This is a genomic window from Streptococcus mitis SK1080 (genome assembly GCF_000220085.1).
Lineage (GTDB): Bacteria > Bacillota > Bacilli > Lactobacillales > Streptococcaceae > Streptococcus > Streptococcus mitis_K.
The window spans coordinates 109,622-127,500 of sequence record NZ_AFQV01000018.1 but is presented as its reverse complement, the minus strand read 5'-3'; the positions used below and the strand labels follow the sequence as shown (position 1 = coordinate 127,500).

The 17,879-nt window shown below is 41.6% G+C and carries 17 protein-coding genes, 3 tRNA genes, 3 pseudogenes and 1 riboswitch (1 of these 24 cut by a window edge); of the genes and pseudogenes, 14 read left to right on the top strand and 9 right to left on the bottom strand.

All coding sequences use genetic code 11. The features are described from left to right. From HMPREF9957_RS07500 to HMPREF9957_RS07490, 3 genes are all read left to right on the top strand, one after another. Nucleotides 1-67, top strand: a tRNA-Leu gene (locus tag HMPREF9957_RS07500) (it extends 19 nt beyond the left edge of the window). Between the two features lie 11 nt (nucleotides 68-78). Continuing rightward, a tRNA-Arg gene (locus HMPREF9957_RS07495) sits at nucleotides 79-152 on the top strand. Nucleotides 153-167: 15 nt separating this feature from the next. Next, nucleotides 168-241 (top strand) — tRNA-Pro (locus HMPREF9957_RS07490). A gap of 108 nt (nucleotides 242-349) precedes the next feature. Here HMPREF9957_RS07490 and HMPREF9957_RS07485 read toward each other — a convergent pair. The 3 genes and pseudogenes from HMPREF9957_RS07485 to birA all read right to left on the bottom strand — a co-directional run. Then, nucleotides 350-934, bottom strand: a pseudogene (locus HMPREF9957_RS07485) (transposase); the annotation flags it as partial. A 42-nt stretch (nucleotides 935-976) separates the two neighbouring features. Beyond that, nucleotides 977-1,290 (bottom strand): annotated as a pseudogene (locus HMPREF9957_RS13415) (helix-turn-helix domain-containing protein); the annotation flags it as partial. 252 nt (nucleotides 1,291-1,542) lie between these two features. Beyond that, nucleotides 1,543-2,478, bottom strand: a complete 936-nt coding sequence (gene birA, locus HMPREF9957_RS07475) for a bifunctional biotin--[acetyl-CoA-carboxylase] ligase/biotin operon repressor BirA (protein WP_000844497.1) — start codon at nucleotides 2,476-2,478, stop codon at nucleotides 1,543-1,545. 293 nt (nucleotides 2,479-2,771) lie between these two features. Here birA and HMPREF9957_RS07470 point away from each other — a divergent pair, with 293 nt between their 5' ends. From HMPREF9957_RS07470 to HMPREF9957_RS07455, 5 genes and pseudogenes are all read left to right on the top strand, one after another. Then, nucleotides 2,772-3,965 (top strand): O-antigen ligase family protein, encoded by a 1,194-nt coding sequence (locus HMPREF9957_RS07470; protein WP_004242420.1) that lies wholly within the window; start codon nucleotides 2,772-2,774, stop codon nucleotides 3,963-3,965. A gap of 144 nt (nucleotides 3,966-4,109) precedes the next feature. Then, a complete protein-coding gene (locus tag HMPREF9957_RS07465; RefSeq protein WP_000655207.1) occupies nucleotides 4,110-4,553 on the top strand; it encodes a MarR family winged helix-turn-helix transcriptional regulator in 444 nt (147 codons plus the stop codon). Between the two features lie 34 nt (nucleotides 4,554-4,587). Beyond that, nucleotides 4,588-4,779: pseudogene (locus HMPREF9957_RS12640) on the top strand (nuclear transport factor 2 family protein); the annotation flags it as partial. Between the two features lie 14 nt (nucleotides 4,780-4,793). Then, nucleotides 4,794-5,522, top strand: a complete 729-nt coding sequence (locus tag HMPREF9957_RS07460) for an ATP-binding cassette domain-containing protein (protein ID WP_000575236.1) — start codon at nucleotides 4,794-4,796, stop codon at nucleotides 5,520-5,522. Then, nucleotides 5,515-7,035, top strand: a complete 1,521-nt coding sequence (locus HMPREF9957_RS07455; RefSeq protein WP_000182949.1) for an ABC transporter permease/substrate-binding protein — start codon at nucleotides 5,515-5,517, stop codon at nucleotides 7,033-7,035. The genes HMPREF9957_RS07460 and HMPREF9957_RS07455 overlap by 8 nt, the downstream gene beginning before the upstream one ends. A 137-nt stretch (nucleotides 7,036-7,172) precedes the next feature. Here the strand turns inward: HMPREF9957_RS07455 and HMPREF9957_RS07450 are convergent, their stop codons facing one another. Further along, the gene (locus HMPREF9957_RS07450) at nucleotides 7,173-7,709 is read right to left on the bottom strand and encodes a TetR/AcrR family transcriptional regulator (RefSeq protein WP_000161118.1); all 537 of its coding nucleotides are present in this window, start codon (nucleotides 7,707-7,709) and stop codon (nucleotides 7,173-7,175) included. 132 nt (nucleotides 7,710-7,841) lie between these two features. Here HMPREF9957_RS07450 and HMPREF9957_RS07445 point away from each other — a divergent pair, with 132 nt between their 5' ends. After that, a complete protein-coding gene (locus tag HMPREF9957_RS07445; protein WP_004242406.1) occupies nucleotides 7,842-8,699 on the top strand; it encodes a cation diffusion facilitator family transporter in 858 nt (285 codons plus the stop codon). Nucleotides 8,700-8,760: 61 nt separating this feature from the next. Here the strand turns inward: HMPREF9957_RS07445 and galR are convergent, their stop codons facing one another. Next, on the bottom strand, nucleotides 8,761-9,765 hold the full coding sequence (gene galR, locus HMPREF9957_RS07440) for a DNA-binding transcriptional regulator GalR (protein WP_000212535.1): 1,005 nt from the start codon (nucleotides 9,763-9,765) through the stop codon (nucleotides 8,761-8,763). Nucleotides 9,766-9,929: 164 nt separating this feature from the next. On the opposite strand from galR, the gene HMPREF9957_RS07435 reads away from it, so the two are divergent. The 3 genes from HMPREF9957_RS07435 (at nucleotide 9,930) to HMPREF9957_RS07425 (ending at nucleotide 13,082) form a co-directional block, all read left to right on the top strand. Beyond that, the gene (locus HMPREF9957_RS07435; protein ID WP_000191952.1) at nucleotides 9,930-11,108 is read left to right on the top strand and encodes a galactokinase; all 1,179 of its coding nucleotides are present in this window, start codon (nucleotides 9,930-9,932) and stop codon (nucleotides 11,106-11,108) included. Nucleotides 11,109-11,126: 18 nt separating this feature from the next. After that, nucleotides 11,127-12,608: a UDP-glucose--hexose-1-phosphate uridylyltransferase gene (locus tag HMPREF9957_RS07430; protein ID WP_000177011.1), complete on the top strand. Its 1,482-nt coding sequence runs from the start codon at nucleotides 11,127-11,129 to the stop codon at nucleotides 12,606-12,608. A gap of 69 nt (nucleotides 12,609-12,677) precedes the next feature. After that, nucleotides 12,678-13,082 carry a PaaI family thioesterase gene (locus HMPREF9957_RS07425; protein WP_000651224.1) on the top strand — a complete coding sequence of 135 codons (405 nt, stop codon included), beginning with the start codon at nucleotides 12,678-12,680 and terminating at the stop codon, nucleotides 13,080-13,082. Between the two features lie 29 nt (nucleotides 13,083-13,111). Here HMPREF9957_RS07425 and HMPREF9957_RS07420 read toward each other — a convergent pair whose 3' ends face one another. From HMPREF9957_RS07420 to HMPREF9957_RS07405, 4 genes are all read right to left on the bottom strand, one after another. Continuing rightward, nucleotides 13,112-14,374, bottom strand: coding sequence for a nucleobase:cation symporter-2 family protein (locus HMPREF9957_RS07420; protein ID WP_001194511.1), 1,263 nt, complete (start codon nucleotides 14,372-14,374; stop codon nucleotides 13,112-13,114). After that, nucleotides 14,374-14,955: a xanthine phosphoribosyltransferase gene (locus HMPREF9957_RS07415; RefSeq protein WP_000770411.1), complete on the bottom strand. Its 582-nt coding sequence runs from the start codon at nucleotides 14,953-14,955 to the stop codon at nucleotides 14,374-14,376. The genes HMPREF9957_RS07420 and HMPREF9957_RS07415 overlap by 1 nt, the downstream gene beginning before the upstream one ends. Before the next feature lie 129 nt (nucleotides 14,956-15,084). Then, a riboswitch (purine riboswitch) is annotated at nucleotides 15,085-15,180 on the bottom strand. Nucleotides 15,181-15,413: 233 nt separating this feature from the next. Next, nucleotides 15,414-15,800 carry a bleomycin resistance protein gene (locus tag HMPREF9957_RS07410; protein ID WP_000386224.1) on the bottom strand — a complete coding sequence of 129 codons (387 nt, stop codon included), beginning with the start codon at nucleotides 15,798-15,800 and terminating at the stop codon, nucleotides 15,414-15,416. An 11-nt stretch (nucleotides 15,801-15,811) separates the two neighbouring features. Next, nucleotides 15,812-16,639, bottom strand: a complete 828-nt coding sequence (locus tag HMPREF9957_RS07405) for an exodeoxyribonuclease III (RefSeq protein WP_000767445.1) — start codon at nucleotides 16,637-16,639, stop codon at nucleotides 15,812-15,814. 133 nt (nucleotides 16,640-16,772) lie between these two features. Here HMPREF9957_RS07405 and HMPREF9957_RS07400 point away from each other — a divergent pair, with 133 nt between their 5' ends. Beyond that, nucleotides 16,773-17,228, top strand: a complete 456-nt coding sequence (locus HMPREF9957_RS07400; RefSeq protein WP_000675332.1) for a DUF3290 family protein — start codon at nucleotides 16,773-16,775, stop codon at nucleotides 17,226-17,228. Beyond that, nucleotides 17,225-17,860 carry a DUF421 domain-containing protein gene (locus tag HMPREF9957_RS07395; RefSeq protein WP_000174454.1) on the top strand — a complete coding sequence of 212 codons (636 nt, stop codon included), beginning with the start codon at nucleotides 17,225-17,227 and terminating at the stop codon, nucleotides 17,858-17,860. The genes HMPREF9957_RS07400 and HMPREF9957_RS07395 overlap by 4 nt, the downstream gene beginning before the upstream one ends. Nucleotides 17,861-17,879: the final 19 nt, after the last annotated feature.

Sequence of the window (17,879 nt, the reverse complement as noted above, 5' to 3'; positions counted from 1 at the left end):
CAGACGCACAGGACTTAAAATCCTGCGATTGGTAACGATCGTACCGGTTCGATTCCGGTCCTCGGCATAATATAATGAGCACCCTTAGCTCAACTGGATAGAGTACCTGACTACGAATCAGGCGGTTAGAGGTTCGACTCCTCTAGGGTGCATTTTTCTATTTAACTCGGGAAGTAGCTCAGCTTGGTAGAGTACTTGGTTTGGGACCAAGGTGTCGCAGGTTCGAATCCTGTCTTCCCGATATATGGCGGTGTAGCTCAGCTGCTATACTCTCGTCTTTGGCAGCTTTTAGCAATTAAATAGCCACTAAATGATGGCTTTTTGTCAACTGTAGTAGGTTGAAGAAAAGCTAATATCTAGAAAGGACAAATTTCGTCCTTTCTTTTTTGATGTTCAGAGCGATAAAAATCCGTTTTTTGAAGTTTTCAAAGTTCCGAAAACCAAAGACATTGCGCTTGATAAGTTTGATGAGATTATTAGTCGCTTCCAGTTTGGCGTTGGAATAAGGTAATTGAAGGGCATTGACGCTTTTCTCTTTGTCCTTTAGAAAGGTTTTAAAGACAGTCTGAAAAAGAGGATGAACCTGCCTTAGATTGTCCTCAATGATCCCGAAAAATTTCTCCGGTTCCTTATTCTGAAAGTGAAAAAGCAAGAGCTGATAGAGGTCATAGTGGTGTTTCAAGTCTTCTGAATAACTAAGAAGCTTGTCTAGAATCTCTTTATTGGTCAAGTGCATACGAAAGGTAGGGCGATAAAAACGTTTATCGCTGAGTTTACGACTATCTTGTTGGATGAGCTTCCAGTAACGCTTGATAGTCTTGTATTCATGGGATTTTCGATCGAACTGATTCATGATTTGAACACGGACACGACTTATAGCACGGCTGAGATGTTGGATAATATGGAAACGATCAAGTATAATTTTTGTATTCGGGAGTGAAACAGTCTGGGAGACTGTTTCAGCCTGAGCCTAGAAAATTGTAACAAATTCTCCTGCCTCTGCAGCCTTCAAATGGCGGGCAAGAAAGGCTTTCTCTTCCTCAACCGTCATATATGCATGGTTACGACCACCACGTGTTTCTTGAAGGAGAGAGTCGAGTCCTAACTCCTCATATTTTTTACATTTCGCTAGATCGTTGTTTGATTACAGTCTAAAAGCTATATAATCTCTTTATAAGGTTTGCCCATCAGACGAAATAGAACGATTTGAAGGCGTTTATGATATTTAGCTGTACTAGAGTCTTTTAAAAGTGTTTTGATGGTTTGGATTTCTTCTTTAGTTGATTTCATATCACTATTGTATAATGCTTTTTGATTTTATAGTAGATTGAAATAAGATATGAACAACTCTATTAGGAAAGTCAAATTAATTTCTAGAAATGTTTTAGCAGCTACAGCGTACTATTCCAAACTCAACTAACTATAGTCTAGTATAACGTTGTACAAGAAAAGTGCAAATAAGAAATCTCCAGATTAGGAACTATCAGTGAGTTCTCTAGTCTGGAGATTTTTCAATATACTTCGTTATTGGGCGCTTACATTTCACTTCCAACCCTTGAGTGAAATTTCTCCGCTATTGAGCCAGATTTCTTTTCCGTTATCACATTGAACTAAAAGTTTACCACTTTCAGAGATGTCTTTAGCAAGTCCCTTGTGGTCTTTTTGTTCTAGTGTGAAAGTGACTTCTTTTCCTAGAACGAATGACTGTTTTTTATATAGGTATAATAACTCCTCTGCTGGTGTTTCGAAGAAAGCACGCCATATTTCGATAATTAATTCATTTCTTGTTATAGGTGCTGATGTTTTAAATAAGCTAGCAGCTTTTTCTTTTAATTCTTGTGGAAAATCATTGATAGTGAAGTTGATTCCTACTCCAATAATAATATCTGTGACTAAGCCTGTTTCTACAGATGTCATTGCTTCAGTGAGAATTCCTCCAATTTTATGATTGTTTAGATAGATATCATTGACCCATTTTATGTCGACATCTATTAAAGTTAGGTTCTTAATGGCTTTGTAGACAGCTCCAGCTACAAGTAGTGTGTAGGATGGTAATTTGTCATAGGGGAGATTTGGTTTAAGATGGAGTGTCATATAAATACCACCTTGTGGTGAGTAGAAGGAACGTTGAAAACGGCCTCGGCCTGCTGTTTGATAGGAAGCTAGATAGAGGGTGTTTGCTTCATTTCCTAAATCAATTGCTTCTTTTGCATCGAGTTGTGTTGATCGTGTTTCGGGTTTAAAGCTGACTTTAATTGGAAGATTTTGTTTTAGAAGTTCTGGAAGAATAAGGTCTCCATTCACAAGTTTATAGCCTTTGTTTTTGATACTATCAATTTTAATGCCCTCTTGTTCTAAACGCTTGATGGCTTTCCAAATTGATGTTCGGGTCAGTGATAGTTCTTCTGCAATCTTTTCTCCGCTGATATAGTCGGTTTCTTTAGCTAGAATTTGGTAGACGGCTTGGTAGGATTTCATAGTGTTTCCTTTCTTTAGGAATTGTAAATGATTTAAATATAGTTCGGATAGTTGGTCAAAACCTTATTATATTACTACTATTTTAACATATACCTAGTCTTTACGGTATGATTTTCTTATAGTAAATCTAGTCATTAAGTTTGAGTTTTGAAATATCAGTATTTTTGCTCTCTTTTTGCTCCCTTTTTTACCTAGTAAACGTTTCCTTTGTTTTCAAATTGCTAAAAAAGTGGTACAATAAAGGGTAGCTTACTATTATCTGAATCAACTGATTTGGAGAGAAAGGATTCATTTTGAAATCAATAGGCTTTATTGAAAAGCTGAAAGGGTTGTCTAGTAAAGAGCTGATTTTATTGGGAATTATCCTGAGTATCTTTTTACCCTTTTATCTTTTTGTAGTTGTATTCTGTTTATATATTATCAGTTTGATTTTTACAGGAGACATGAAAAGTATTCTTCAGAAAATGGGGGAGCATCCGATGCTGCTTCTTTTTCTTGGCTATAGTACTGTTATATCCGTTTTTGCACAAAATTGGATGGGAGTCGTAGCTTCAGTAGGAATTTTTCTATTTACTGTTTTCTTTTTGCATTATCAGTCGATTTTATCACATAAATTCTTTCGATTGATTTTGCAGCTCGTCTTGTTTGGTAGCGTCTTGTCAGCTGCTTTTGCGAGTTTAGAACATTTCCAAATTGTGAAGAAATTTAACTATGCTTTTCTTTCACCCAATATGCAGGTGTGGCATCAGAATCGTGCAGAGGTGACCTTCTTTAATCCTAATTATTATGGAATTATTTGTTGTTTCTGTATCATGATTGCCTTCTATTTGTTTACAACGACCAAGTTGAATTGGTTGAAAGTATTCTGTGTGTTTGCAGGCTTTGTGAATCTCTTTGGTTTGAACTTTACGCAAAATCGAACTGCCTTTCCTGCTATTATCGCTGGAGCCATTATCTATCTCTTTACGACCATTAAAAACTGGAAGGCCTTTTGGCTAAGTATTGGGGTCTTTGCGATTGGCTTGAGCTTCCTCTTTTCTAGTGATTTGGGAGTTCGGATGGGGACTTTAGACTCTTCTATGGAAGAACGCATTTCTATCTGGGATGCTGGGATGGCCTTGTTTAAGCAAAATCCTTTTTGGGGTGAAGGGCCATTGACCTACATGCACTCGTATCCTCGGATAAATGCTCCTTATCATGAACATGCTCACAGTCTTTATATTGATACGATTCTGAGTTACGGAATTGTAGGGACTATTTTACTAGTTTTGTCTTCTGTGGCTCCTGTTCGCTTGATGATGGATATGAGTCAGGAGTCGGGGAAACGCCCGATTATCGGTCTTTATCTGTCTTTCCTTACAGTGGTTGCTGTACACGGAATCTTTGACTTGGCCCTCTTCTGGATTCAGTCAGGTTTCATTTTCTTGCTAGTTATGTGCAGTGTTCCATTGGAGCATCGAACGTTGGTATCGGACATGACGGATTAAGTTTATAAGATTAGAATCTTCTACCTTGGGTGGGAGATTTTTTTACTGGGAAAAATTATTTCTAAATCGAAATAGTTGACAGTTGGAATAATGAGTGTTACAATTGTTTTATTCGTTTCGATATGGAAATAAATTGGAGGTGTCATGAAAGATAGTCATTTGCTAGCTCATCATATTCGTTTGTTGAATGGGCGGATTTTTCAAAAGTTACTGAGCCAAGATCCTGAAGCTCTTTATCGGAGTGAACAGGGGAAGATTTTAGCGGTTTTATGGAATAGTGAAACTGGCTGCGCAACTGCGACAGATATTGCGCTTGCGACTGGGCTTGCTAACAATACACTGACGACGATGATTAAAAAGCTAGAGGAACAAAATCTTGTAATTATTAGTCCATGTGGAGAAGATAAGCGTAAGAAGTATTTGGTTTTAACAGAGTTGGGGCAGTCTCAGAAAGAAGTGGGGTATCGTGTCAGTCAGAAATTGGATACGATCTTTTACAAAGGATTTTCAGAGGAAGAAATTCGTCAGTTTGAAGCCTTTCAAGAAAGAATTTTGGCTAATCTGAAAGAGGAGGAAAATGAGGATTAAAATGGAGCAAATTAGCTGTTTATAAGTAAAGGCCACTTTTGACTTTGTTTTCCAACTCTTAGGACAAGGAAACTATGTGGTTAGCTATGGTCAGACTCAGATTGATGGCCTTGCCTATGGCCAGTACGATATCTTCCGTCTAGAAAACGGGAAAATTGTGGAACATTGGGACAATAAGGAAGTCATACCTAAGGTAGAAGACTTGACCAATCGAGGGAAGTTTTAAATTGAGGATACAGAATGATTGAATACAAAAATGTAGCCTTGCGCTACACAGAAAAAGATGTTTTGAGAGATGTTAATTTACGGATTGAGAATGGGGAATTTATGGTTTTAGTTGGGCCATCTGGGTCCGGTAAGACAACCATGATTAAGATGGTCAACCGCCTCTTGGAACCAACTGATGGAAATATTTATATGGATGGCAAGCGTATCAAAGACTACGATGAGCGTGAACTTCGTCTCTCTACTGGTTATGTTTTACAGGCCATTGCCCTATTTCCAAATCTAACGGTCGCGGAAAATATTGCCCTGATTCCTGAGATGAAAGGATGGACTAAGGAAGAAATTGCTCAGAAAACAGAAGAGTTTTTGGCTAAGGTTGGTTTACCAGTGGCTGAGTATGGACATCGACTTCCTAGTGAATTATCTGGTGGAGAACAGCAACGGGTCGGTATTGTCCGAGCCATGATTGGTCAGCCTAAGATTCTCCTCATGGATGAACCTTTTTCAGCCTTGGATGCTATTTCTCGCAAACAGTTGCAGGTTCTGACTAAAGAATTGCATAAAGAGTTTGGAATGACAACGATTTTTGTGACCCATGATACGGATGAAGCCTTGAAATTGGCGGACCGTATTGCTGTTTTGCAGGATGGAGAAATTCGCCAGGTGGCGAATCCTGAGACCATTTTAAAAGCTCCTGCCACAGATTTTGTAGCAGACTTGTTTGGAGGTAGTGTTCATGACTAATTTAATTGCAACTTTTCAGGATCGTTTTAGTGATTGGTTGACAGCTCTATCTCAACATTTGCAGTTGTCACTTTTGACCTTGTTGCTGGCCATCTTTATAGCGATTCCCTTGGCTGTTTATCTTCGCTATCATGAGAAGTTGGCGGATTGGGTTTTGCAGATTGCAGGGATTTTCCAGACCATCCCGTCTCTGGCCTTGTTGGGACTCTTTATCCCCTTGATGGGAATTGGGACCTTGCCAGCTTTGACAGCTCTAGTGATTTATGCGATTTTTCCGATTTTGCAAAATACCATCACTGGGCTAAAGGGAATTGATCCGAGTCTGCAAGAGGCTGGGATTGCCTTTGGGATGACTAGGTGGGAGCGTCTCAAGAAGTTTGAAATTCCACTTGCTATGCCTGTTATGATGTCTGGGATTCGGACGGCAGCGGTCTTAATTATCGGTACGGCAACTTTGGCGGCCTTGATTGGGGCGGGAGGACTGGGGTCCTTTATCCTTTTGGGAATTGACCGTAATAATGCCAGTCTGATTTTGATTGGGGCCCTCTCTTCTGCAGTGCTTGCTATTGCCTTTAACTTCCTACTAAAAGTGATGGAAAAGGCAAAATTACGGACGATTTTTTCTGGTTTTGCCTTGGTGACAATATTGCTTGGTTTGTCTTATAGTCCAGCCCTCTTGGCTCAAAATGAGAAAGAAAACTTGGTTATTGCTGGGAAATTGGGTCCAGAACCAGAAATTTTGGCCAATATGTATAAACTCCTTATTGAAGAAAATACCAGCATGACTGCTACTATTAAACCGAATTTTGGGAAAACAAGCTTTCTTTATGAAGCTTTGAAAAAAGGCGATATTGATATCTATCCTGAATTTACTGGTACGGTGACTGAAAGTCTACTTCAACCATCACCGAAAGTTAGTCATGAGCCAGATCAGGTTTATCAGGTGGCGCGTGATGGCATTGCCAAACAGGATCATCTAGCCTATCTCAAACCTATGTCTTATCAAAATACCTACGCTGTAGCTGTTCCGAAAAAGATTGCTCAGGAATACGGCTTGAAGACCATTTCGGACTTGAAAAAAGTGGAAGGGCAGTTGAAGGCAGGCTTTACACTTGAGTTTAATGACCGTGAAGATGGCAATAAGGGCTTGCAATCAATGTACGGTCTCAATCTCAATGTAGCGACTATGGAGCCAGCTCTTCGCTATCAGGCAATTCAGTCAGGTGATATTCAAATCACGGACGCCTATTCAACCGATGCAGAGTTGGCGCGTTATGATTTGCAGGTCTTGGAAGATGACAAGCAACTCTTCCCACCTTACCAAGGGGCTCCACTGATGAAAGAAGCTCTTCTCAAGAAACATCCAGAGTTGGAAACAGTTCTCAATAAATTGGCTGGTAAAATTACTGAAAGCCAGATGAGCCAGCTCAACTACCAAGTCGGTGTTGAAGGCAAGTCAGCAGGGCAAGTAGCCAAGGAGTTTCTACAAGAAGAAGGTTTGTTGAAGAAATAGTTTGAAAATGTCAAACTCAACTTGCTTAAACGACTATAGAAAAGAATGCTCAGACAATGTCGTCTGGGCTTTTTTGATTGTTGAAAAGATAAAAACTCAGTAGCCTAGAAATAAGGCAACTGAGCTCTACTCTGTATTCAATTTTTAGGAATGAGAAGGTCTAGATAAAACTGGACAACTTCCTGGTATGTAAAGTCTTGTCCTTTTTTGAGCCACCAAGTCAATGTCTCGATAAAGTTGGACACGACCAAGTGTTGGAGGTAAGAAGTAGGCAGATTAGTGTGGGCTTCTTTTAAATCATCAGCCATCACGGAATAGACATGGTGTTCTAGCTCTTTATGGAGTTGACGGAGGAAGTAGTCATTTTTGGAAAATAGCAGACTGGTGATATGGTCTTGGTTTTTCTGAAAATGGAGAAAGAGGTGGGCGAGGTAGTCCTCAGTTGAAATGGGTTGCTCTCTTTCAAAGAGATGATGGAAGAGGTAGCGGCAAAGCTCGTCCAGAAGTAGTTCCTTACTCTCATAGTGACAGTAAAAGGTGGATCGTCCCACATCTGCGAGGTCAATGATATCCTGAACTGTAGTGGCTTCATAACCCTTATCGTTTAAAAGTTGTAGAAAAGCTTGATAGATGGCTTTTTTTGTTTTACTGATACGGCGGTCAATCTTAGTCATATGGACACTTGAGGCAAATTGTTCAGAACTGAATAAAGCTGACCTTTTGCTTCTATCCTTTCATTGAGTTTTAGTGGATAATGATAATGAACAAAATGTTCATAAATCTATTATAACAAAGGAATGAGAAAGATGAAGGCAAAATATACTGTTTGGATAGCTTTTTTCTTAAATTTAAGCTATGCTATTGTTGAGTTTATCGCAGGAGGAATATTTGGTTCGAGTGCCGTTCTCGCTGATTCTGTTCATGACTTGGGAGATGCTATAGCCATTGGCATATCAGCCCTTCTAGAAACAATCTCCAATCGTGAAGAAGATAGGCATTACACCTTGGGTTACAAGCGATTTAGTCTTTTAGGGGCCCTGGTGACTGCTGTGATTCTTATCACAGGATCCATCCTAGTGATTTTGGAAAATATAGCGAAAATCTTTCATCCACAATCGGTCAATGATGAGGGGATTTTCTGGTTAGGAATTATTGCGATTACTATCAATGTGCTAGCGAGTCTCGTCATTCGCAAAGGACAAACCAAGAACGAATCCATTCTCAGCCTGCACTTTCTGGAAGATACCTTGGGTTGGGTGGCTGTCATCCTGATGGCCATTGTTCTTCGATTTACCGATTGGTATATCTTGGATCCGCTCTTGTCTCTTGCTATTTCCTTCTTTATTCTGTCAAAAGCCCTTCCACGTTTTTGGAGCACGCTCAAGATATTCCTCGATGCAGTGCCAGAAGGAGTAGATATCCAGAAGATCAAGACGGATTTAGCAGAATTGGATCATGTCGCTAGTATCAATCAGCTTAATCTCTGGACTATGGATGGTTTGGAAAAAAATGCCATTGTCCATGTTTGTTTAAAAGAGATGGAGCATATGGAAACTTGTAAAGAATCTATTCGAATTTTCCTCAAAGATTGTGGCTTTCAAAATATTACCATTGAAGTTGATGTTGACCTAGAAAGTCACCAAGCACATAAGCGAAAGGTGTGAGTTGGAGCGGAATCATAGAGATTATAAGAGAAACAGCCTTGCTAGAGGTCGTTTTGTAATTCTAATCATTCCTTGTACTCTCTCTCAGAGTCAGTCTGGTACCCAGCATGGTCAGGCTAGGGATTTTGCGACCGTGGAGTACTTCCTTATTAAGAATATCCATACCTGCCCGGCCCATTTCTTCGGTATAGACGGTGATGCTGGAGAGGGGAGGATAGACTTGCTTGGTCAGGCTGGTGTCGTTAAAGGAAATAAGACTGACGCGGTCTGGCAGGCTGATTCCAGCTTCTTGGAGGGCACGGAGGGCACCGATAGCTAAACTATCGCTGGCTGCGAAAAAGGCTGGTGGGAGTTGGTCTCCTAAACTCTGAACGGCCTCTTTCATTAAGTCATAGCCAGACTGGGCAGTAAAGCTTCCTTGAAAGACTAGTTCATCATGATAGATTCCCTTTGCTTGACTGTAGTTTCTGAAATTTTCCAGCCGCTTATCCTCAATGATTTCTTCTTGGTCGGTTGTTTCCTCAAGACCTGTTAGAATCCCGATACGATCGATTCCTTGGCTGAGGAAATAATCGACAACCTGTTTCATGGCAGTATAAAAGTCCGTGATAATGCAGGTATGTCCCAGGGAAAGTGTATCGCTGTCTAGAAATACAAGAGGCTTTTGGTATTCTTCAAAGGCAGAAATCTGAGTTCGGCTAAACTTTCCGATGCAGAGAATCCCAATCACTTCCTCGCTTAGGGTAAAAGGATGGTCATTAAAATAGCGCAAGATATCATAGTCCAGCTCTTGGGCTCTTTTTTCTATTCCTAGGCGAATCTGGTAGTAGTAGAGGTCGTCCAACTCCCCTTGTTCGCTGACCCATTGGATAATGGCAATCTTTTGCTTGGGTTTGTGGGACTCGCCTGTCTTGAGGTGCTTGGTGTAGCCCAGCTCTTCAGCAACAGTTAAAATACGGTGTCTGGTTTCTTCTGTGACAGATAGGCTCTGGTCGCGGTTTAGGACACGGGATACGGTCGCGATTGAGACAGAGGCTAGCTGTGCAATGTCTTTTAAGGTAGCCATAAATTCTCCTTCTTTTAAGTTAGTATATCATGTTTTTCTGCTTTTTACCGATAGTTTAGTAAAATTTTAGTAAAAAGGATTGACCTTGGGAAATTCCTTGGATACAATAGAAGAAAACGATTACACGTTGAGGTGACTTAACGGACAGTCAAAGGAGAATTCACATGACACAACATCTTACTGCAGAAGCACTTCGTAAAGACTTTCTTGCTGTTTTTGGTCAAGAAGCAGACCAAACCTTCTTTTCACCAGGTCGTATCAACTTGATTGGTGAGCACACAGACTATAATGGTGGACATGTATTTCCAGCAGCTATTTCCTTGGGAACTTATGGTGCAGCTCGCAAGCGTGACGACCAAATTTTACGTTTCTACTCAGCTAACTTTGAGGACAAGGGCATTATCGAAGTGCCTCTCGCTGACCTCAAGTTTGAAAAAGAGCACAACTGGACCAATTATCCAAAAGGAGTTCTTCATTTCTTGCAAGAAGCTGGGCATGTGATTGACAAAGGTTTTGATTTTTATGTTTATGGGAATATCCCAAATGGTGCTGGCTTGTCTTCTTCAGCATCCTTGGAGCTCTTGACAGGGGTCGTGGCAGAGCATCTCTTTGATTTAAAATTAGAGCGTCTCGATTTGGTTAAAATCGGAAAACAAACAGAAAATAACTTTATCGGAGTAAATTCTGGCATTATGGACCAGTTTGCTATCGGTATGGGAGCGGACCAACGTGCAATTTACCTAGATACTAATACTTTAGAATACGATTTGGTGCCACTTGATTTGAAGGACAATGTCGTTGTTATCATGAACACCAATAAACGCCGTGAACTGGCTGACTCTAAATACAATGAACGTCGTGCTGAGTGTGAAAAAGCAGTGGAAGAGTTGCAAGTTTCCTTAGATATTCAGACTTTGGGTGAATTGGACGAGTGGGCCTTTGACCAATATAGCTATCTGATTAAAGATGAAAATCGTTTGAAACGTGCTCGCCATGCTGTACTTGAGAACCAACGTACCCTTGAAGCTCAAGCAGCCCTCCAAGCAGGAGATTTGGAAACATTTGGTCGTTTGATGAATGCGTCACACGTTTCTCTGGAACATGACTATGAAGTAACTGGCTTGGAATTGGATACTCTTGTTCACACAGCTTGGGCGCAAGAAGGTGTTCTCGGTGCTCGTATGACAGGGGCAGGTTTTGGCGGATGTGCCATTGCCTTGGTGCAAAAAGATACTGTTGAGGCCTTTAAGGAAGCTGTAGGCAAACACTACGAGGAAGTAGTTGGCTACGCTCCAAGCTTCTATATCGCTGAAGTTGCAGGTGGCACTCGCGTCCTTGACTAGTCAAAAGGAGGCTCTATAGTGACCTTAGTAGATAAATTTGTAACACATGTCATTTCTGAAAGTTCATATGAGGAAATGGATCGAATCTACCTGACCAATCGTGTCTTGGCACGAGTGGGAGATGGTGTTTTGGAAGTTGAGACGGATCTGGATAAAGTGATTGACCTCAAGGACCAGCTGGTTGAGGAAGCCGTTCGATTAGAGACGATTGAGGATAGTCAGACTGCGCGTGAAATTCTCGGTGCTGAACTGATGGACTTGGTGACTCCTTGTCCAAGTCAGGTCAATCGTGACTTTTGGATAACCTATGCCCACTCTCCTGAGCAGGCGATAGCGGATTTTTACCAACTTAGTCAGAAAAATGACTACATCAAACTCAAGGCCATAGCTAAGAACATTGCTTACCGTGTTCCATCTGACTACGGAGAACTTGAAATTACCATCAATCTCTCTAAGCCTGAAAAGGATCCCAAAGAGATTGCGGCAGCCAAGTTGGTGCAAGCTAGTAATTATCCCCAGTGTCAGCTTTGTCTAGAGAATGAGGGCTACCATGGTCGAGTTAACCACCCAGCCCGTAGCAACCACCGTATTATCCGTTTTGAAATGGCTGGTCAGGAATGGGGATTCCAGTATTCGCCCTATGCTTACTTTAATGAGCACTGTATTTTCCTAGATGGGCAGCATCGTCCCATGACGATTAGCAGTCAGAGTTTTGAGCGTCTACTGGCTATTGTAGAGCAGTTTCCAGGATATTTTGCTGGCTCTAATGCAGACCTGCCGATTGTGGGTGGCTCTATTCTGACTCATGACCACTATCAGGGAGGCCGTCACGTATTTCCTATGGAATTGGCTCCCTTGCAAAAGACCTTTCGATTTGCAGGTTTTGAGCAGGTCAAGGCTGGGATTGTCAAGTGGCCAATGTCAGTGTTGCGTTTGACTTCGAATTCCAAAGAAGATTTGATCAACTTAGCTGATAAGATTTTGCGAGAATGGCGGCAATATTCAGATCCTGAAGTGCAGATTTTGGCTGAGACTGATGGGACACCGCATCATACCATTACACCGATTGCCCGTAAACGCGATGGACAGTTTGAGTTGGACTTGGTCTTGCGGGACAATCAGACTTCTACAGAGCATCCTGATGGCATCTATCATCCCCACAAGGATGTCCAACATATCAAAAAGGAAAATATCGGCTTGATTGAGGTCATGGGCTTGGCAATCTTGCCACCACGTCTGAAAGAAGAAGTGGAGCAAGTCGCTAGCTATCTTGTAGGAGAAGCTGATGCAGTTGCCGACTATCATCAGGAATGGGCAGACCAACTCAAAGTCCAACATCCAGATCTAACAGATAAAGAAAAAGCCCTTGAAATCGTCAAGGACTCTGTGGGGGCTATCTTTGCACGTGTGCTTGAGGATGCAGGAGTCTATAAGCAGACAGAACAAGGACAGGCAGCCTTTATGCGCTTTGTGGAGCAGGTCGGAATTTTGCCAGACTAGGAACTTTCTCCTTGCACAGTCCTATAAAAAGTAGTATCATAGTGTCGTTTGAACTATCAGGAGGAAACGATGAAAGATTTTCATTTTGACGCTATATCTGCCTTTGAAAATTACGAAATTGAACAAATGAGAGATGGTCACGTTGTGGTGACGACCAAAGTAGTGGACTCGTCGCTCAATTACTATGGCAATGCCCATGGTGGCTATCTCTTTACTCTCTGTGACCAAATAAGTGGTTTGGTGGTTATCTCGCTGGGGCTTGATGGGGTGACACTCCAATCTTCTATCAACTACCTCAAAGCAGGAAAACTCGACGACGTGTTGACCATTAAAGGAGAATGCGTCCATCAAGGTCGCACAACCTGTGTAGTGGATGTCGATATCACCAATCAAGAAGGCAGAAACGTCTGCAAAGCAACCTTCACCATGTTTGTCACAGGTCAGCGGTCAGAAGAAAGACAGGTGAGGATATAACACAAAAAAGAGGCTCGCACCTCTTTTTCTTATTTCTTCTTATGATTTAATACTGCATTGAGGACAATGGCGAGTAAGCTAGCTACGACGATTCCGTTTGAGAAGAACATTTGGAAGGCTGTCGGCATGCTGACAAAGAGATTACTGTTGTTGAGTCCGACACCTGCAGCGATTGAAACAGCTGCGATAAGGAAGTTGTGTTCATTGTTAGCAAAGTCAACACGAGCGAGGATTTGCATCCCTTGAATGGATACAAAACCAAACATCACCAGCATGGCACCACCGAGGACAGGGCTCGGAATGATTTGAGCAAGGGCGCCAAACTTAGGTAGCAGTCCAAGTAGAACCAGGAAACCTGCTGCGTAGTAGATTGGCAGACGAGTCTTGATACCGGATAATTTAACCAAACCAACGTTTTGTGAAAATCCTGTGTAAGGGAAGGTGTTAAAGATTCCTCCGAGTAGTACAGCCAAGCCTTCTGCGCGGTAACCGTTGCGCAGGCGTGTGCTGTTGATTGGATCATTAGTGATATCAGACAAGGCCAGATAAACACCAGTTGACTCAACCATAGAAACCGTTGCGATGATACACATCATGACAATAGATGAGATTTCAAAGGTTGGCATCCCAAAGTAGAGTGGAGTTGGGACATGGACAAGTGGTGCTGCTGCAACAGGAGAGAAGTCAACCAAGCCCATGATAGCAGCGATGGTAGTTCCAACAACCAGACCAATCAAAATGGAGATAGACTTGATAAATCCTTTGGTAAAGATGTTAATCAAGAGGATAATCAAAACAGTAATAGCTGCAAGCAAGAGACTTTGACCAGTTGGCTCTGGAACGTTATTTCCCATATTTCCAATAGCGACAGGAATCAAGGTTAAACCAATCGTGGTAATAACAGATCCTGTTACGATAGATGGGAAGAGATTGGCTACTTTTGAGAAGATGCCTGAAACAAGAACTACGTAAATCCCTGATGCGATAAGGGCACCAAACATAGCGCCACTTCCATGGCTTTGCCCAATCATAATCAAGGGAGCAACGGATTGGAAGGCTACTCCTAGAACGACTGGGAGTCCAATACCAAAATATTTGTTGAGTTGGAGTTGGAGGAAGGTTGCCACTCCACACATGAAGATATCTGTGGAAATCAGGTAGGTTAACTGCTCAGTTGAATAGCCAAGGGCTGTCGCAATCATGATGGGAACCAGGATGGATCCTGAGTACATAGCTAGTAAGTGCTGCAAGCCAAGAACGGCTGCTTGCGAATGTTTTTCTTGAGTTTGCATTAGAGATCTGCCTCCTTAAATACGACTTGACCATTTTCAAAACGATCCAAACGAGCGAGTGATAGAACAGGGTAGCCTGCTTTTTCAAGCAGATCACGACCATCTTGGAAAGATTTTTCAATCACGATACCGATAGCTTCGACTGTGGCACCAGCTTGTTCGATGATTTGAATCAAGCCTTTGGCAGCTTGGCCATTAGCAAGGAAATCGTCGATAATCAAGACCTTGTCCTCTGGTGAGAGGAATTTTCCAGCGATAGAAACGGTACTGGTCACTTGCTTGGTAAAGGAGTAAACTTCGGCAGTTAAGATTCCTTCGTTCATAGTGATGTTTTTAGCTTTTTTAGCGAAAATCATGGGAACGTTTAAGGCTTCAGCTGTAAAAATGGCTGGGGCAATACCTGACGCTTCAATGGTTACAACCTTGGTAATGCCAGCAGAAGCAAATTTTTCCGCAAAAACCTTACCAATCTCTCGCATCAAGCTAAAGTCAACTTGGTGGGTTAAAAAGGAATCCACCTTGAGGATGTTATCACCCAAGATATGCCCATCCTTGAGGATGCGCTCTTCTAATAATTTCATAAGACCTCCTAAAGTCTAAAAGACAATCCATTTGCTTGTTTCAGATTTCTATCCAGTAAAACTGATAGAAAAAGGACCTACTTAATCTCTAAGTAAGTCCCCAAAATAGGCATGGCAAAAACGACCATACCTCACTTCTGACTTACTTATTGTTAGGTGTTCCGGCACCTTGTAGAAACGTCGTGCCAATTCACGACATAAACAAGTAAAATGATATTCAATTTCAAATAGGCTTGAGCCAATGTTTTTATTTTACACTAAATAACTTTAGAAATCAAATGTTTTGTTAGTGTTTTGGTTTGAAAAACGAACAAATATAATAAAAATGGGCAAGAATTAACTTATTGACTAACATTTAGAAGGTTTTTCCATCATAAAAGGGCATATTATTAGGTTTTTAAATACCTGACAATATGCCTCTTTCTAACTTTAAAGACTTTTTCCCAATCTTTATTATTCTACTCGCTAAATCTTAAAAAATAGCCATCTGGATCCAAAATCGCAAATTCATGGGGATATATAAAGCTATCTCCTACTCGAAATTCTCTTTTTGTCAGGGGACGATGGATAGGATAGTCAGCTTCCAGCAGTTTTTGGTGGAGCTGAGGAACATCTGCAATGCCAAAGGAAATATTGACACCGCGTCCGAAAGGATAGGTCAGTTGGGCTAATTCTTCTGCGCTGCCTTCTTCTAACATGAGCTGGCAGTCTTCAAGCGAGAGGAAGAGAAATTTCTCCTCGGGGCGCTCGTATTCGACAGAGAATCCTAGCAGGTTGCAGTAGAAGTGGCGTGATTTTTCGATGTCAGATACTACAAATTCAGGAATGACAGCTTGATAGTCCATTCGTTTTCTCCTTAGAGTTCAATCTCCATGACAATGGGTGTGTGGTCTTGGCGAGCACCTGAGTCAATCATATCGGATTTAGTGACCTTGTCAGCCACGCGGTTGCTTGTCAGCCAGTAGTCGATTCTCCAGCCTGTATTGTTGATTTTAGAAGTCTTGCTGCGCTGTGCCCACCAAGTGTAGCGTTCTGGAACATCGCCGTGAACATGACGGAAAGTATCGGTAAATCCAGTTGCCAAGAGGTTGGTAAATCCAGCACGTTCCTCGTCGGTAAATCCTGGTGAACGGCGGTTGCTAGCAGGATTTGCAAGGTCAATCTCATTGTGGGCTACGTTATAGTCACCGGTCGCAAGGACTGGCTTTTCTTTGTCTAGTTCAGCCAAATATTCCGCATATTTGACATCCCAGACCTGGCGTTCTTCCAAGCGTTTGAGACCGTCGCCAGCGTTTGGAGTGTAAACTTGGGTCACGAAAAATTCATCAAATTCTAGAGTGATGATACGGCCTTCCAAGTCCATAGTAGAAGGGGCACCGATTTCTGGAAAAGTGACAGTGGGTGCGAGTTCTTTCTTATAAAGGAACATGGTTCCAGCATAGCCTTTACGAGCAGGTTCTTGAGAAGAACGCCACGTGTTTTCGTAGCCTGGGAAGAGTTCTTCTAAAATTTCCAAGTGTTTCTTTGTAGGACCCTTTGCAGAAAGCTTGGTTTCTTGGATAGCGATGATATCAGCATTTTCAGCGACCAAGGTTTGTAGGACTTCTTGGGACAATTTGGCACGAGCTGAGTCACTAGTTAGGGCAGCGTTTAGGGAATCAATATTCCATGAGATAAGTTTCATAAAGTTACCTTTTTCATTCAGATTATAGATTTTATTATACCAAAAAAAGGTCTATTTCCCCAACGTATGGTTTGAAAAATCACCCTCTTTCGTTTATAATAAAGAATGATTTTATGAAAGGGAGTGAAAATAAATGAAATTTTACTCATATGACTATGTGCTTAGCCAAATCAGTCAACAAAATGGCATCATGATTGGCTTTGGGATTGTGCTCCTAGCTATCACAGGATTTTTTGCTTTTAAAGCCTATCGAGATAAAAAGGGGACTAAGTTTCGGGAATTGGTCATGATTTTGGCCTTGACCTTGGTAGCCATGCTTTTGGTAACAATCTCAAAATACCAGACCAATCAAGCCTCTAACAATCAATTTCAAACCTCACTTCATTTCATAGAGGTTGTTTCCAAAGACTTGGGGGTGGATAAATCAGAAGTTTACGTTAATACTTCAGCTGCCACTGATGGAGCGCTTGTCAAGGTAGGTCCAAATTTCTACCGCGCCATGAACGGGAGCCAACCAGACAAGTATCTTTTAGAGAAATTAGAATTGAATCAAACAGACGCTATTGAATTGGTGGAGGTAAATAAATGACACTCAACTATATGGAAATTTTAATCAAACTGGCCTTGGGGCTCTTCTCGCTTGTTTTTGTTATCAATGTGACAGGAAAGGGGAACCTAGCACCTAACTCTGCGACAGACCAAATTCAGAACTATGTTCTCGGTGGTATCATCGGTGGGGTGATTTACAATAGTTCTATCAGTATTCTCCAGTATGCAGTGATTTTGATGATGTGGACGATTTTGGTCTTGACCCTCAAGTGGCTCAATAACAATGTTCGTTTTGTGAAACGCTTGATTGATGGTAAACCGACTCTGCTCATCAAAAATGGGCAGATTGACCCAGAAGCCTGTCGTTCAGTTGGTTTGTCTGCGGCAGAAGTTGCTCTCAAACTTCGTAGCCAAGGAATTTTCCAGATGAAGCAAGTTAAACGAGCTGTGCAGGAGCAAAATGGCCAACTCATCGTGGTCCAAATGGGAGATGAAAATCCTAAGTATCCAGTTGTGACTGACGGTGTGATCCAAGTAGATGTTTTGGAATCGATTGGTCGTAGCGAAGAGTGGCTGCTTGATAACCTCAACAAGCAAGGACATGACAATGTAGCTAATATCTTTATCGCTGAGTATGACAAGGGTGCCGTTACAGTCGTAACCTATGAATAAGAAAAACCTGGGGTCTTGG

Excerpts from the sequence above, each read along its gene's own strand:
- birA (WP_000844497.1), bottom strand. The coding sequence starts at position 2,478 with ATGAAATCCTACCAAGCCGTCTACCAAATTCTAGCTAAAGAAACCGAC.
- HMPREF9957_RS07465 (WP_000655207.1), top strand. The coding sequence starts at position 4,110 with ATGAAAGATAGTCATTTGCTAGCTCATCATATTCGTTTGTTGAATGGG.
- HMPREF9957_RS07460 (WP_000575236.1), top strand. The coding sequence starts at position 4,794 with ATGATTGAATACAAAAATGTAGCCTTGCGCTACACAGAAAAAGATGTT.
- HMPREF9957_RS07455 (WP_000182949.1), top strand. The coding sequence starts at position 5,515 with ATGACTAATTTAATTGCAACTTTTCAGGATCGTTTTAGTGATTGGTTG.
- HMPREF9957_RS07450 (WP_000161118.1), bottom strand. The coding sequence starts at position 7,709 with ATGACTAAGATTGACCGCCGTATCAGTAAAACAAAAAAAGCCATCTAT.
- HMPREF9957_RS07445 (WP_004242406.1), top strand. The coding sequence starts at position 7,842 with ATGAAGGCAAAATATACTGTTTGGATAGCTTTTTTCTTAAATTTAAGC.
- galR (WP_000212535.1), bottom strand. The coding sequence starts at position 9,765 with ATGGCTACCTTAAAAGACATTGCACAGCTAGCCTCTGTCTCAATCGCG.
- HMPREF9957_RS07435 (WP_000191952.1), top strand. The coding sequence starts at position 9,930 with ATGACACAACATCTTACTGCAGAAGCACTTCGTAAAGACTTTCTTGCT.
- HMPREF9957_RS07425 (WP_000651224.1), top strand. The coding sequence starts at position 12,678 with ATGAAAGATTTTCATTTTGACGCTATATCTGCCTTTGAAAATTACGAA.
- HMPREF9957_RS07420 (WP_001194511.1), bottom strand. The coding sequence starts at position 14,374 with ATGCAAACTCAAGAAAAACATTCGCAAGCAGCCGTTCTTGGCTTGCAG.
- HMPREF9957_RS07415 (WP_000770411.1), bottom strand. The coding sequence starts at position 14,955 with ATGAAATTATTAGAAGAGCGCATCCTCAAGGATGGGCATATCTTGGGT.
- HMPREF9957_RS07410 (WP_000386224.1), bottom strand. The coding sequence starts at position 15,800 with ATGGACTATCAAGCTGTCATTCCTGAATTTGTAGTATCTGACATCGAA.
- HMPREF9957_RS07405 (WP_000767445.1), bottom strand. The coding sequence starts at position 16,639 with ATGAAACTTATCTCATGGAATATTGATTCCCTAAACGCTGCCCTAACT.
- HMPREF9957_RS07400 (WP_000675332.1), top strand. The coding sequence starts at position 16,773 with ATGAAATTTTACTCATATGACTATGTGCTTAGCCAAATCAGTCAACAA.
- HMPREF9957_RS07395 (WP_000174454.1), top strand. The coding sequence starts at position 17,225 with ATGACACTCAACTATATGGAAATTTTAATCAAACTGGCCTTGGGGCTC.